This is a genomic window from Streptomyces sp. NPDC107538, from assembly GCF_055657445.1.
The window spans coordinates 151,596-168,112 of record NZ_JBVKAY010000009.1 but is presented as its reverse complement, the minus strand read 5'-3'; the positions used below and the strand labels follow the sequence as shown (position 1 = coordinate 168,112).

At 72.4% G+C, this 16,517-nt stretch carries 1 protein-coding gene; it reads left to right on the top strand.

All coding sequences use genetic code 11. From position 1 onward, the window contains the following. Window positions 1-5: 5 nt before the first annotated feature. Window positions 6-16,415: an amino acid adenylation domain-containing protein gene (locus ACZ7MG_RS29845; RefSeq protein WP_471393047.1), complete on the top strand. Its 16,410-nt coding sequence runs from the start codon at window positions 6-8 to the stop codon at window positions 16,413-16,415. Window positions 16,416-16,517 lie beyond the last annotated feature (102 nt).

The window sequence follows — 16,517 nt, the reverse complement described above, 5'->3', positions numbered from 1 at the left end:
CCGAAGTGATCCCGTTGTCGTTTGCCCAGCGTCGGCTCTGGTTCATCGACCGCTTCGAGGGCCCCTCTGCCACCTACAACGTGCCCCTCGCCCTGCACCTCACGGGCGAGCTGGACACCCGCGCGCTCACCGCCTCGATCCGCGATGTGATCGGCCGCCACGAGAGCCTGCGCACGATCCTCTACGACGAGGACGGCGTCCCCTACCAGCGAATACTTCCGCCGGAGGAGGTCCGGCCCGACATCCCCGTGGTGGACGTCGAGCCCGGCCGGCTCTCCGAGGCGATCGCCGAGGCCGTCTCGTACACCTTCGATCTCTACGCCGAGATCCCCGTGCGTGCCCGGATCCTGCGCCAGGCCCCGGACCGGCACGTCCTGCTGCTGCTCTTCCACCACATCGCCGCCGACGGCGAGTCGGGCGCCCCGCTGCTGCGGGACCTGAGTCTCGCCTACACCGCCCGGCGCGTGGGCCGGGCCCCGGAGTTCCCCGAACTCCCCGTGCAGTACGCCGACTACGTGCTCTGGCAGCGCGAACTCCTCGGCGACGAGAAGGACCCCGACAGTCTGGTCTCCCGCCAGCTCGCGCACTGGGAGGGCGAACTCGCGGGCCTGGCGCAGCCGTTGCAGCTGCCCGTCGACCGCACCCGCCCCTCGGTGGCCAGCCATCGCGGTGACACCGTCGAGTTCACGCTGGAGCCCGAACTCCTCGCCCAGGTCGAGGAGCTGGCGACCGAGCGCGGGCTGAGCGTGTCGATGGTGCTGCAGTCCGTCCTGGCGGTCCTGCTCCAGCAGCTCGGCGGCGGCGACGACATCCCGATCGGCTCCCCGATCGCCGGCCGGGGCGACGAGGAACTCGCGGACCTGGTCGGCTTCTTCGTCAACACCTGGGTGCTGCGCGTCCGCCTCGACTCCAACCCCACGTTCGAGGACGTCCTGGAGCAGGTCCGCGAGCGGGCCCTGAACGCCTACGACAACCAGGACGCCCCCTTCGAGATGCTGGTGGACCGGCTCAGCCCCGAGCGCTCCACCGCCTACAACCCGCTGTTCCAGGTGCTGTTCGCCTGGCAGAACCTCACCCGCCCCGAGGTCGACCTGCCCGGCCTCGAAGCCCGGCTCGACTTCGAGCAGCTCGACACGAAGACCTCCAAGTTCGACCTGGAGTTCAACATCGCCCGGCACCACGACGGGCAGGGCGCGCGCGGCACCATCGAGTACGCCCTCGACCTGTTCGACCGGTCCACGGCCGAGGCCGTCGGCGCCCGCTTCGTCCGCGTCCTGCGGCAGCTGATGGCGGACCCGGCCCTGCCGGTCGGCGCCGTCGACACCCTGGACCCGGCCGAGCGCATGCGCCTCCTCGTCGACCTGAACGCCACCGCCGAGCCGATCCCGGCGGTCACCCTGGCCCGGCTGGTCGAGGAGCAGGCCGCCCTCGCCCCCGACGCCGAGGCGGTCGTGCACGAGGGCACCTCGCTGACGTACGGCGAACTCGACGCCCGCGCCAACCAGTTGGCCCATGTCCTCGCCGAGCGGGGGGTGGGCCCGGAGACGGTCGTCGCCGTCGCCCTGCCCCGCACCCTCGACCTGCCCGTGGCCCTGCTGGCCGTGCTGAAGGCGGGCGGCGCCTATCTGCCGATCGACCCCAAGTACCCGAGCCACCGCCTGGAGTACATCCTCGGCGAGGCCCGCCCGCAGCTGATCGTGACCGACTCCGACACCGTCGACGTCCTGCCGGAGACGGACGCCCCGAAGCTGTACCTCGACACGCTCGACCTCACCGGACGGCCGACGGAGACCCCCGACGCCGGCACCCACCCGGACAACCTCGCGTACGTCATGTACACCTCGGGCTCCACCGGCACCCCCAAGGGCGTCGCGCTGACCCATCACACCCTCGTCAACGGGGTGCTCCAGCTCGCCGAGACCGTCGACCTGGGCAAGGACTCCCGGACCCTCGCGGGCACCTCCGTCAACTTCGACGTCTCGGTGTTCGAGATCTTCACCACGCTCACCCACGGCGGCACCGTCGAACTCGTCCGGGACGTCCTCGTCCTCGGCGAGCGCGCGGCCCGGGGCGAGGGCTGGACCGGCACCCTCATCAGCACCGTCCCGTCCGTCTTCGCCGAGCTGATGGACCAGATCGCGGGCACCACGACCGTCGACACGCTCGTCTTCGCCGGCGAGGCCCTGTCCTCGACCCTGGCCGCCCGCGTCCGCGAGGCGTTCCCGGGGGTACGAGTCGTCAACGCGTACGGCCAGACCGAGAGCTTCTACGCCACCGCGTTCGCCATCGACGACAGCCGGCAGTGGCACGGCGAGGGCAGCGCGCCCATCGGCACCCCGCTGGGCAACATGCGCGTCTACGTCCTCGGCCCCGGCCTCACCCCGGTTCCGCAGGGTGTGGCGGGCGAGCTGTACGTCGCCGGCCAGGTGGCGCGCGGCTACCACGGCCGTGCCGAGCTGACGGCCGACCGTTTCGTGGCCGACCCGTTCGGCGAGCCCGGCTCCCGGATGTACCGCACGGGCGACCTCGCGCGCTGGAGCGCCGAAGGCCGCCTGGAGTACCTCGGCCGCGGCGACAACCAGGTCAAGGTGCGCGGCTTCCGCATCGAGCCCGGCGAGGTCGAGGCCGCGCTGACCGCCCACCCCGGCATCGCCCAGGCCGCGGTCGTGGCCCGGACCCACGGCACCACCAAACAGCTCGTCGGGTACGTCGTGCCCGCCTACAGCAGCGACTCCGCGAGCACCGACCTCCGGGCGGGCGTCGAGACGGCCGAGCTGCGCGCCTTCGTGGCCCGGCGGCTGCCCGACTTCATGGTCCCCTCCGCCTTCGTCGTCCTCGACCGGCTCCCGCTCGCCCCCAACGGCAAGCTCGACCGCAAGGCGCTGCCCGAACCGGAGTTCACCGGAGGGGAGTACCGGGCGCCCGGCAACGAGCGCGAGCGGATCCTCGCCGAGGTGTACGCCGAGGTGCTGGGCCTCGAACGGGTCGGCGTCGACGACGACTTCTTCGCGGTCGGCGGCGACTCCATCCGCTCCATCCAGGTCGTCTCCCGCGCCCGCGCCCAGGGCGTCGAGGTCACCCCCCGGCAGATCTTCGAGCACCGTACGGCGGCGGAGCTGGCGTCCGTCGTCACCGAACAGTCAGCGGCCTCCGTCGTCCTGGAGGAGTACGAGGGCGGCGGCACCGGCACGTTCCCGCTGCTGCCGATCGCCGAGTACATGCTCGAACTCGGCGGCTCCCACGACCGCTTCTCGATGGCCGTCCTCGCCGAACTGCCCGTCGGTATCGACCGCGCCGGACTCGTCGCCACCCTGAACGCCGTCCTCGACCGGCACGACGTGCTCCGCGCCCGCCTCGACGGCCACCGCCTCTCGGTGCCCGCGCCGGGCACGGTGGACGCGGGCCCGCTGCTGCGCCGGGTCGGCTACGACGGCGTGTGGGACGAGACCTGCGACGCCCGGGTGGCCGCCGAACTCGACGCCGCGACCGGCCGGCTGGACCCGGCCGCCGGGATCATGGCCCAGTTCGTGTGGTTCGACCCGGCCGACTCCGGAACCCCCGGGCGGCTCGTCCTCGCCCTCCACCACCTGGTCGTCGACGGCGTCTCCTGGCGCATCCTGCTCCCCGACCTCGCCGCCGCCTGGCAGCAGGTCCGCGACACGGGACGCGCGAAGCTGCCGGCCACCGGCACCTCCGTACGCCGCTGGACGCACGCCCTGATCGAGGAGGCCAACTCGCCCGAGCGGCAGACCGAGCTGGGCCTGTGGAAGCGGATCCTCGACGGCCCCGACCCGCTCCTCGGCCGCCGCCCGCTGGACCCGGCCGTCGACACCCGGGGCTCCCTGGACTTCGTCCGCGTCCAGCTCCCCGCCGACACCACCGAGGCCCTGCTCACCAGGGTCCCGGCCGCGTTCCACGGCGGCGTCAACGACGGCCTCCTCGCCGCCCTCGCCCTCGCCGTCGCCAAGTGGCGGCGCGCCCGCGGCGTCTACGAGCCCTCGACCCTCCTCAAACTGGAGGGCCACGGCCGCGAACAGGACACCGTCCCCGGCGCCGACCTCTCCTCCACGATCGGCTGGTTCACCAGCCTGTTCCCGGTCCGGCTGGATGTGGCGGGCATCGACTTGGACGAGGCCTTCGCGGGCGGCGCAGCCGTCGGCGGCGCGGTCAAGGCCATCAAGGAGCAACTGCTGTCGATCCCGGACAAGGGTTTGGGCTACGGCTTGCTGCGTTACCTGAACGAGAGCGCCCCGAAGGGGCGCGGGGAACTGCGCGACCAGCCACAATCAGCCCGCACCCAACAGACGGCAGGCCAGATCGGTTTCAACTACCTAGGCCGCTTCTCCACAGCCGACATGCCCGAAAACCTCCGCGGCCTCGGCTTCACCCAACTCTCCGAACTCTCCGCCCCCCTGGACGCCGACATGCCCGCCATGTCCGCCCTGGAGATCAACTCCCTGGTCATCGACACAGAAAACGGCGCCCAACTGGACGCCAGCATCGGCTTCCCCGCCACCCTCTTCGCCAAGGAGGACGTGGAAGAACTGGTCGCCCTCTGGTTCGCGGCCCTGGAGGCCCTGGCCCAGCACACCGCCCACGAGAACGCCGGCGGCCTCACCCCCTCCGACCTCCCCCTCGTCCAGGTCACCCAGCAGGACATCGAACGCTGGGAGCAGTCGTACCCGGGTCTCGCCGACGTCTGGCCGCTCACCGCACTCCAGTCCGGCCTGCTGTTCCACACGATGCTGAACGACGGCTCCTGGGACGCCTACCAGATGCAGATGTCGTTCCACGTCACCGGCCAGGTCGACGCGGACCGCATGCGCACGGCGGGCCAGGCGCTCCTGGACCGGCACCCGAACCTGCGGGCCGCGTTCGTCACCGACTCCTCCGGCCGCCAGGTCCAGGCGGTGATCGACGGCGTCGATCTCCCGTGGCGGGAGATCGACCTGACCCCCCTCCCCGAGGCCGAACGGGACGAGGCCTTCGAACGCTTCCTCGCCGAGGACCATGCCGCGGCCTTCGACCCGGCCGTCCCGCCGATGCTGCGCATGACCCTGGTCCGGATGACCGGCGAGACCTCCGAGCTGGTCCTCACCGCCAACCACGTCCTCTTCGACGGCTGGTCCTTCCCCCACCTGATGAAGGACCTCCTCCACCTGTACGGCTCCGGCGGCGACCCCGCCGTCCTGCCGAGGGTCCGCGGCTTCAAGGACTTCCTCGGCTGGCTCGCCCGCCAAGACCACGAGGCGTCCGCACAGGCCTGGGCCCGGGAGCTGGAGGGCGTCGAGGAGCCCACCCTGCTGGTGCGGGGCGGCGCCCCGGCGACCGGCAGCCACGGCATCGGCTCGGTCGACGTCCCGCTGCCGCTCGACGAGGTCCGCGCGCTCACCCGGCGCGCCGCCGAGCTGGGCGTCACCGTCAACACCCTGGTGCAGGGCGCCTGGGCGGTCCTCCTGGGCCGGCTCACCGGACGGCAGGACGTCGTCTTCGGCGCGACCGTCTCCGGCCGGCCCCACGCGGTCCCGGACGTCGACTCGATGGTCGGCCTGTTCATCAACACCCTGCCCGTCCGCGTCGAGTACGCCCCTGGCGACTCCCTCGCCGACGTGCTGACCCGGCTCCAGCGGCGGCAGGCCGCGCTGCTCGACCACCACCACCGGGGCCTGGGCGAGATCCAGCGGACCACCGGACTCAGCACCCTCTTCGACACCCTGGTCGTCTTCGAGTCCTACCCCGTCGACCGGGCCGGCCTCGACGAGGCCAACGCGGCGGCCGGGATCGCCTTCACCACCATCCGCCCCTCCACGGGCACCCACTACCCGCTCACCGTCATGGCGGACGCGGACCCGCATCTGCGGCTCGCCCTGCAGTTCCAGGAGCACGTCCTCGACCGGGCGACCGTCGAGGCGTTCGCGGCCCGACTCGCCCTCGTCCTGCGGCAGTTGGCGGACGACCCGACGCTGCCGATCGGCCTGGTCGACCTCCTGGAACCGGCCGAGCACGAGCGGCTGCTGGAGCTGAGCGGCTCCACCGCGCCCACCCCGGAGACCACCGTCACCCGGCTCTTCGAGCAGCGGGCCGCCGCCGCCCCGGACGCGGTCGCGCTCCTCTTCGAGGGCGCGCGCATGACGTACGAGCGGCTCGACGCCCGTGCAAACCGGCTGGCCCATGTCCTCGCCGAGCGGGGGGTGGGCCCGGAGACGGTCGTCGCCGTCTCCCTGCCGCGCACGCCCGAACTGGCGGTCGCCCTGCTGGCGGTGCTGAAGGCGGGCGGCGCCTATCTGCCGATCGACCCCAAGTACCCGAGCCACCGCCTGGAGTACATCCTCGGCGAGGCCCGGCCGACCCTGGTCCTGACCGACTCCGGGACGGCGGCCGTGCTGCCGGAGACGGACGCGCCGACGCTGTACCTCGACGAACTCGACCTCACGACCGGGCCCACGACGGCCCCCGGCGTCACCGTCCACCCGGGCAACCTCGCCTACGTGATGTACACCTCCGGCTCCTCCGGCACCCCCAAGGGCGTCGCGATCACCCACTCCGCGCTGGTCAACGGCGTCCACGGGCTCGCCGACCGCCTGGGCATCCGGGCGGGCTCGAAGGTGCTGGCCGGGACCTCGATCAACTTCGACGTCTCCGCGTTCGAGCTGTTCACCACGCTCGTCCACGGCGGCACGGCGGAGATCGTCCGGGACGTCCTGGTCCTCGGCGAACGCGACCACTGGGACGGCACGGTCATCAGCACCGTCCCGTCCGCCTTCGCGGAACTCCTCGACCAGATCGCCGACCGGACCGCCATGGAGACGGTCGTCTTCGCCGGCGAGGCCCTGCCCTCGGCCCTGGTCTCCCGGGTCCGCGAGGCCTTCCCCGGCGTCCGCGTCGTCAACGCCTACGGACAGACGGAGAGCTTCTACGCGACCACGTTCGACGCGGCCGGCTGGGACGGCACGGGCGGCGCGCCCGTCGGCACCCCGCTGCCCAACATGCGGGCGTACGTGCTCGGTTCGGGCCTCACGCCCGTCCCGCCGGGCGCGGTGGGCGAGCTGTACGTCGCCGGGAACCTCGCCCGGGGCTACCGGGGCCGCCCGGACCTGACCGCCGACCGTTTCGTGGCCGACCCGTTCGGCGAGCCCGGCTCCCGGATGTACCGCACGGGCGACCTGGCCCGCTGGAACGCCGACGGGCAGATCGAGTACGTCGGCCGCGGTGACGTCCAGGTCAAGGTGCGCGGCTTCCGGATCGAGCCCGGCGAGGTCGAGGCCGCCCTCGCCACCCACCCGGGCGTCGGCCAGACCGCGGTGATCGCCCGCGAGGGGCGCGGCACCAACGCCGGCAAGGTCCTCGTGGCGTACGTCGTGCCCGCTTCCGGGACGGCCACGGACCAGGTGGACACCGAGGAGCTGGCGGCCTTCGCGGCCCGCGCCCTGCCCGAGTTCATGGTCCCGGCCGCCTATGTGGTCCTCGACCGGCTGCCGCTGATGCCCAACGGCAAGCTCGACCGGGCCGCGCTGCCCGCGCCCGAGTTCGCCGGGGTGCCCTACCGCGCGCCGCGCACCAAGCGGGAGGAGATCCTCGCCCGGCTGTACGGGGAGGTCCTCGGGGTGCACGAGGTCGGCATCGACGACAACTTCTTCGACCTGGGCGGCCACTCGCTGCTCGCCACCCGGCTGATCAGCCGTATCCGCACCGAACTGCGCGTGGAGATCCCGATCAAGGTGGTCTTCGGCTCCCCGACGGTCGCCGAACTCACCGCCCGGCTCTCCTCCGGCGACACCGTCCGCACCCCGCTGCGGCGGGTCCGTGAACGCCCCGAGCGGCTGCCGCTGTCGTTCGCCCAGCGCCGGCTGTGGTTCATCGACCGCTTCGAGGGCCCCTCGGCGACGTACAACATCCCGATGGCGCTGCGGCTCACCGGCGACCTGGACACCGAGGCGCTGGCCGAGGCGATCCGGGACGTCGTGACCCGGCACGAGAGCCTGCGGACCGTGTACCGGGCGGCCGAGGACGGGACGGCGTACCAAGTCGTCCTGAAACCGGGCGAGTTCACCCTGCCCGTGCCCGTCGTCGAGGTGGCGCCGGACGAGGTGCCGGCCGCCGTGGAACGGGCGGCGGGCCACCACTTCGACCTGGCCGCCGACATCCCCGTCCGGGCCGGCGTGCTGCGCTGCGGGCCGGGCGAGCACGTCCTGACCCTGCTCATCCACCACATCGCCGGTGACGGCGAGTCCATGGCCCCGCTGATCAGGGACATCTCCACCGCGTACGCGGCCCGCCGCGAGGGCCTGGCCCCCGAGTTCGCCGAACTCCCGGTCCAGTACGCCGACTACACGCTCTGGCAGCGGGACCTGCTCGGCGACGCCACCGACCCGGACAGCCCGCTGGCCGCCCAGTCGGCGTACTGGCGACGCGAGTTGGCCGCCGTACCGCAGCCGCTGCGGCTGCCCGTCGACCGGCCGCGCCCGCCGAAGGCGAGCTACCGGGGCGAGATGCTGGACTTCTCGATCGACGACGACCTGCTGGTCGCCGTGGAGAAGCTGGCCCGCGAGCACGACGTGACCGTGTCCATGATCATGCAGTCGGTGCTGGCCGTGCTCCTGCACCAGCTCGGCGGCGGCGACGACATCCCGATCGGCTCCCCGATCGCCGGCCGCACCGACGAGGCCCTCGCCGACCAGGTCGGGTTCTTCGTCAACACCTGGGTGCTGCGCGCCGAACTCTCCGCCGACCCCACCTTCGAGGAACTGATCGCCCAGGTCCGCGACAAGGCCTTGGCCGCGTACGCCAACCAGGACGCGCCCTTCGAGCGGCTGGTGGAACTGCTCAACCCCGAGCGGTCCACGGCCTACCACCCGCTGTTCCAGGTGATGTTCGCCTGGCAGAACTTCGCGCAGGCCGACTTCGACCTGCCGGGCCTGACCGTCGCCTACGTCCCGACGCCCACCGGCACCGCCAAGTTCGACCTGTTCTTCAACCTCACCGAGGTCACCGGCCCGGACGGACGCGAGGTCGAGGGCCTGCTGGAGTTCGCCACCGACCTCTTCGACCGCGAGACGGCCGAGCGGATCGCCGACCGCTTCGTCCGGGTGCTGCGCCAGCTCGTCGCCGCCCCGGCGGCCCGCGTCGGCGCGGTGGACCTCCTCGACGAGGCCGAGCGCGACAGGGTCCTGCACCGCCTCAACGACACCGCCGAGCCGACCCCGCGGGTCACGCTCACCGAACTCGTCGAGAAGCAGGTCGCGGCCACCCCGGACGCGGTCGCCATCGTCTCCGGCGACACGACCCTCGCGTACTGGGAGCTGAACGCCCGCGCCAACCGGCTCGCCCGCGAGCTGGCCGCCCACGGCGTCGGCCCCGAGACCCTGGTCGCGGTGGCCCTGCCGCGCACCGCCGAACTGCCGGTCGCCCTCCTCGCCGTCCTGAAGGCGGGCGGCGCCTACCTCCCCATCGACCCCAAGTACCCGAGCCACCGCCTCGACCACATCCTCACGGAGGGAGCCCCCACCCTCGTCCTGACCGACTCCGAGACGGTCTCCGTACTCCCGGAGACGGACGTCCCGAAGCTCTACGTCGACGACCTGGACCTCACCGACCGCTCGCCCGACAACCTGCCGGTCACCGCCCACCCGCAGAACCTGGCGTACGTCATGTACACCTCGGGCTCGACCGGTGTGCCCAAGGGCGTCTCCCTCAGCCACCACACCGTCGTCAACGGCGTCCTGCGGCTCATCCCGAGGACCGGCGTCCGCAAGGGCTCACGCATCCTCGCGGGTACCTCGGTCAACTTCGACGTCTCGGTGTTCGAACTGTTCACCACACTGAGCGTCGGCGGCAGCGCCGAGATCGTCCGGGACGTCCTCGTCCTCGGCGAACGCGACACCTGGAACGGCACGATGATCTCCACCGTGCCGTCGGCCTTCACCGAACTCCTCGACCAGCTCGCCGACCGGCTCACCGTGGAGACCGTCGTCTTCGCCGGCGAGGCCCTGCCCACCACCCTGGTGGAGCGGATGCGCGAGCGGATCCCGGGCGTCCGCGTCATCAACGCCTACGGCCAGACCGAGTCGTTCTACGCCACCACCTTCACCGCCGACGGCTCCGGCGGCGGCACCGGCAGCGCACCCCTCGGCACCCCGCTCGGCAACATGCGGGCCTACGTCCTCGGCCCCGGCTTCACCCCGGCCCCCGTCGGCGTCACCGGCGAGCTGTACATCGCCGGCGACATCGCCCGCGGCTACCGGGGCCGCCCCGACCTGACCGCCGAGCGGTTCGTGGCCGACCCGTTCGGCCCGCCCGGCTCCCGGATGTACCGCACGGGCGACCTGGCCCGCTGGAACGCCGACGGGCAGCTGGAGTACGCCGGCCGGGCCGACTCCCAGGTCAAGGTGCGGGGCTTCCGCATCGAACCCGGCGAGGTCGAGGCCGCGATCACCGCGCACCCCGGCGTCGACCGCGCGGCCGTCGTCGTGCGCGAGCACGGCACCAGCAAGCAGCTCGTCGGCTACGTGGTCCCCGTGGACGCGGGCTCCGGCCCCGGCGGCGCCCAGGGCCTCGGGGACACCGACTTCGACCTCACCGCCGGGCTCACCACCCGCGACCTGCGCTCCTTCGTCGCCGAACGGCTGCCGGAGTTCATGGTCCCGGCCGCCTTCGTGGTCATCGAGCGGCTGCCGCTCGCCCCGAACGGCAAGCTCGACACCAGGGCCCTGCCCGAACCGGAGTTCACCGGCGGTGAGTACCGGGCGCCCCGGACCGCCGAGGAGGAGATCCTCGCCGGTGTGTACGCCGACGTCCTGGGCCACGCCCGCGTCGGGGTCGACGACGACTTCTTCGCCGTCGGCGGCGACTCCATCCGCTCCATCCAGGTCGTCACCCGGGCCCGCGCCCAGGGCGTCGAGGTCACCCCGCGCGAGATCTTCGAACACCGCACGGTCGCCGAACTCGCCCTGGTCGCCCGCACCACCGGCACCGCCGAACTCCTGGAGGAGTTCGAGGGCGGCGGCACCGGCACCCTCCCGCTGCTCCCGGTCGCCCGGTACATGCTGGAACTGGGCGGCGACTTCGACCGCTTCTCCATGTCCCTCCCGCTGGAACTGCCCCTCGGCATCGACCGGGCCGGCCTCACCGCCACCCTGGACGCGGTCTTCGACCGGCATGACCTGCTCAGGTCACGGCTGACCGGGGAGAGCCTGGAGGTCGGCCCCACCGGGTCCACCGACACGGCCTCGCTGATCCGCCGGGTCGCGTGCGACGGGACCTGGGACGAGCAGTGGCTCCGCACGGCGGCCGCCGAACTCGACGAGGCGACGGGCCGGTTGGACCCGGCCGCCGGAATCATGGCCCAGTTCGTATGGTTCGACCCGGCCGACCCCGCGATCCCGGGCCGCCTCCTCATCGCCCTGCACCACCTGGTCGTCGACGGCGTCTCCTGGCGCATCCTGCTCCCCGACCTCGCCGAGGCCTGGAAGCAGGTCGACGCGGACGGCACCGCGGAACTCCCGGCCGTCGGCACCTCCGTACGCCGCTGGACGCACGCCCTGATCGAGGAGGCCAACTCACCCGAGCGGACGGCCGAGCTGGAGCTGTGGCGGGGCATCCTCGACGGCCCCGACCCCGACCTGGGCGCACGCCCCCTCGACCCGGCGCTGGACACCCGCTCCACCCTCGACCACCTCTCCGTCCGCCTCCCGGTCGCGGTCACCGAGGCCCTGCTCACCAAGGTCCCGGCCGCGTTCCACGGCGGCGTCAACGACGGCCTCCTCGCCGCCCTCGCCCTCGCCGTCGCCCGGTGGCGCCGGGGCAGGGGCCTGGACGAACCGTCCACCCTGGTCCGCCTCGAAGGCCACGGCCGCGAACAGGACATCGTCCCCGGCGCGGACCTCTCCTCCACGGTCGGCTGGTTCACCAGCATGTACCCGGTCCGCCTGGACACCACGGGCCACGACCTGGACGAGGCCTTCGAGGGAGGCGAGGCAACAGGCGCAGTGGTCAAGGCCATCAAGGAGCAACTGCTAGCGATCCCGGACAAGGGCCTGGGCTACGGCCTGCTGCGTTACCTGAACGAGGAAACAAGGCCCGAGCTGGCGCCCCGTCAGGGGCGCGGGGAACTGCGCGACCAGCCACGAACAACCGGCACCCAACAGACGGCCGGCCAGATCGGTTTCAACTACCTGGGCCGCTTCTCCACAGCCGACATGCCCGAAGAACTCAGGGGCCTAGGCTGGACCCAACTCCCCGCCGAAGGCCTGACCGCCGACCTCGGCGAGATGTCCGCCATGACCACCATCGAGATCAACTCGGCGGTCATAGACACCGAACTAGGCGCCCAACTGGACGCCAACGTCGGCTTCCCCACAGGCATCCTCACCCGCACCGAGGTCCAGGACCTCATGGCCCTCTGGTCGGACGCCCTGCACGCGATCACCACCCACGTCACCGAGAACCCGGAAGCCGGCGGCCTCACCCCCTCCGACCTCCCCCTCGTCCAGGTCACCCAGCAGGACATCGAACTCTGGGAGCGGACGTACCCCGGCCTCACCGACGTCTGGCCGCTGACCGCACTCCAGTCCGGCCTGCTCTTCCAGTCCCTCCTGGACGACGGCGCCGCCCATGACGCCTACCAGATGCAGATCGCGTTCCATGTCTCCGGCCGCGTGGACCCGGAGCGGATGCGGGCCGCGGGCCAGGCCGTCCTGGACCGCCACCCGAACCTGCGGGTCGCGTTCGTGACGGACTCGGCCGGGCAACAGGTCCAGGCGGTCGTGGACGGCGTACGCCTCCCCTGGCGGGAGGTCGACCTGCGCGAACTCCCGGAGCCCGAGCGGGAGGAGGCCTTCGAGCGGTTCCTCGCCGAGGACCACACCGCCCACTTCGACCCGGCCGCCCCACCGCTGCTGCGGCTGTCGCTGGTCCGGATGACCGACGACCGCTCCGAACTGGTCCTCACGGCCCACCACGTACTGTTCGACGGCTGGTCCTTCCCGATCCTCATGCAGGACCTGCTCCACCTGTACGGCTCCGCCGGCGACCCGGCCGTCCTGCCCCGCACCCGCGGCTTCAAGGACTTCCTCACCTGGCTGTCCCGGCAGGACGAGACCGAGACCGCCCGCGCCTGGGCGGCGGAACTGGACGGCGTCACCGAACCCACCCTCCTCGCCCCGCACGCCACGGACGGCGGCGACCACGGCGGCGGCGACCACGGCGAAGCCGCCGGCGTCGGCCAGCTCGACATACGGCTCCCGCTGGACGAGGCCCGCGCCCTCAACCGCCGCGCCGCCGAACTCGGTGTCACCGTCAACACGCTCGTCCAGGGCGCCTGGGCGGTGCTGCTGAGCCGGTCGACGAACCGCCAGGACGTCGTCTTCGGCGCGACCGTCTCCGGCCGGCCGCCGACGGTGACGGACGTCGACTCGATGGTCGGGCTCTTCATCAACACCCTGCCCGTCCGGGTCGAACACGGCCCCGGCGACACCCTCGCCGACCTGCTCACCGGCCTCCAGCGCCGCCAGGCCAAGCTGCTCGACCACCATCACCACGGGCTCAGCGAGATCCACCGCACCACCGGTCTGAGCACGCTCTTCGACACCCTCGTGGTCTTCGAGTCCTTCCCGGTGGACAAGGAGGGCATCGACTCCGCCAACAGCGCGGCCGGGATCGCCTTCACCGGCATCCGCCCCTTCTCCGGCACGCACTACCCGCTGACGGTGATGGCCGCCGCCGACCCGCACCTCCAACTCGTCCTCCAGTACCAGCAGGGCGTCTTCGACCGGGAGACCGTCGAGACGCTGGGCGGGCGGCTCGTGCGGATCCTGCGGCAGATCGCGGCCGACCCGTCGGTGCCGGTCGGCCGCCTGGACCTCCTCGAACCGGCCGAGCACGAGAGGCTGGCCGGACTGAGCGGTACGGCCGCGGACACCCCCGCGACCACCGTCGCCGCCCTGGTCGAACGCCAGACGGCCCGCACCCCGGACGCGCCCGCCGTCGAGGACGGCGACACGACGCTCACGTACGCGGAGCTGAACGCGGCGGCCAACCGGCTCGCCCGGGAACTCGTCGCCCACGGCATCGGCCCGGAGACGGTCGTCGCGGTGGCCCTGCCCCGCACCGCCGGCCTGGCGGTCTCCCTGCTGGCGGTGCTGAAGGCGGGCGGCGCCTATCTGCCGATCGACCCCAAGTACCCGAGCCACCGCCTGGAGTACATCCTCGGCGAGGCCCGGCCCCAGCTGGTCCTCACCGACTCCGCGACCCTCTCCGTCCTGCCCCCGACGACCGTGCCGAAGCTGTACGTCGACGAGCTGGTCCTGCCGGCCGACGACACCGACCTCGGCCGCCCGACGGGCCCGCAGAACCTCGCCTACGTGATGTACACCTCCGGCTCCACGGGCACCCCGAAGGGCGTCGCGATCACCCACGCCAACGTGGTCAACGGCGTACTGCGGCTGGCCGGTCCGGTGGGCATGGCCCCCGGACGCCGGATGCTCGCCGGCACCTCGGTCAACTTCGACGTCTCGGTGTTCGAACTGTTCACCACGCTCGCCCACGGCGGCACCGTCGAGATCGTCCGCGACGTGCTCGCCCTGGGGGAGCGGGACGGCTGGCAGGGCTCCGTCATCAGCACGGTCCCGTCCGTCTTCGCCGAACTCGTCGACCAGCTCGCCGGCACCACCTCCGTGGACACGCTGGTCTTCGCCGGCGAGGCCCTCACGGCCGGACTCCTGCGCCGGGTGCGCGAGGCCTTCCCCGGGGTGCGCGTGGTCAACGCGTACGGCCAGACGGAGAGCTTCTACGCGACCGTCGCCCCGGTCGGGGACACGGGTGGGGCGAGCACGGCCAGCGCCCCGATCGGCGCCCCGCTCGCCAACATGCGGGCCTACGTGCTCGGTTCGGGCCTCACGCCCGTGCCACCGGGCGCGGTGGGGGAGCTGTACGTCGCCGGCAGCATCGCCCGCGGCTACCGGGGGCGACCCGACCTGACCGCCGACCGCTTCGTGGCCGACCCGTTCGGCCCGCCCGGCTCCCGGATGTACCGCACGGGCGACCTGGCCCGCTGGAACGCCGACGGGCAACTGGAGTACGCCGGCCGCGGTGACGTCCAGGTCAAGGTGCGCGGCTTCCGCGTGGAGCCGGGCGAGGTGGAGGCGGCCCTGACGGCCCACCCGGCCGTCGACCGGGCGGCGGTCGTCGCCCGGCCCCACGGCAACGACAAACGGCTCGTCGCCTACGTCGTGGCCGCACCCGGCACCGAACCCGACACCGACGAACTGTCCGCGTACACCGCCGGGCGGCTGCCGGAGTTCATGGTCCCCGCCGCCTTCGTCCACCTCGACCGGCTGCCGCTCGCCCCGAACGGCAAACTCGACCACCGGGCGCTGCCCGAACCGGAGTTCACCGGCGAGGCCTACCGGGCGCCCCGCACGGCCCGGGAGGAGACCCTCGCGGCCCTCTTCGCGGAGGTCCTCGGCCTGGAGAAGGTCGGCGTCGACGACGACTTCTTCGCCCTCGGCGGCCACTCGCTCCTCGCGGCCCGGCTCGTCAGCCGCGTCCGCAGGGAACTGGACCCCGCGCTGCCCATGCGGGCGGTGTTCCAGGCGCCCACGGTGGCGAGGCTCGCCGCGTACGGCACCCGGACCGTACGGGAGGACACCGACCCGTTCGCCCGCGTCCTGACCGTCAAGGCCGACGGCGACCGCGAACCCCTGTGGTTCGTCCACCTCACCGGCGGACTCGCCTGGCCCTACCTGTCCTTCGCGGGCCACCTCCCCGCCGACCGGCCGGCGTACGGCATCCAGTCGCCCGCGTGGTCCGCGCCGGCGAACGGGAATTCCGCGGCGTCGAATTCACCGACGGCCCAAGCGAATTCACTGCCGGATTCGCTGGAATCCCTGGTGACGGAATACGTGGACGAGATAGTCTCTCTTCAGAACGAAGGGCCGTATCACCTCATCGGCTGGTCCTTCGGCGGGGCGGTCGTCCACGCGATGGCCGCGGAACTCCAGCGCAGGGGACATGAAGTCGCCCTTCTCGGCCTGCTCGACGCGGCCCCGGGCGGTCACTTCGCGAACAACCCGGATCTCGAACTGTCCCAGGTGCGCGAACTCCTCGGCGAATTCGGCGGGGCGGACCAGGAAGACCTCCTGGAGAAGTCGTCCGCGCTCGTGGTCCACCATGTCGAGCTGCTGAAGAGGCACACCCCGTCGGTCTACGACGGCGACGTCCTCTTCTTCAACGCGACGCTGAACCCCGAGGCGCCCTACACGGACCAGTGGACGCCGTACGTCACCGGTGAACTGACCGCGTACGACGTGCACAGCACCCACCACGAGATGTGCCTTCCGGCGCACGCCGCCGGAATGGCGGAAGTCATCGGCCACAAGCTCGACGAGCTCGACAAGGCCCGGGACGGCAAACCGTCCTGACCCCTTCGCGGGGCCCCCACCCACCGGCCCCGCGAACCCGTCCCCGGGGCGAACCCACAAGGAATGCCCCGGGGACGGAAAAACCCTCCGAAGCGCCTTCCG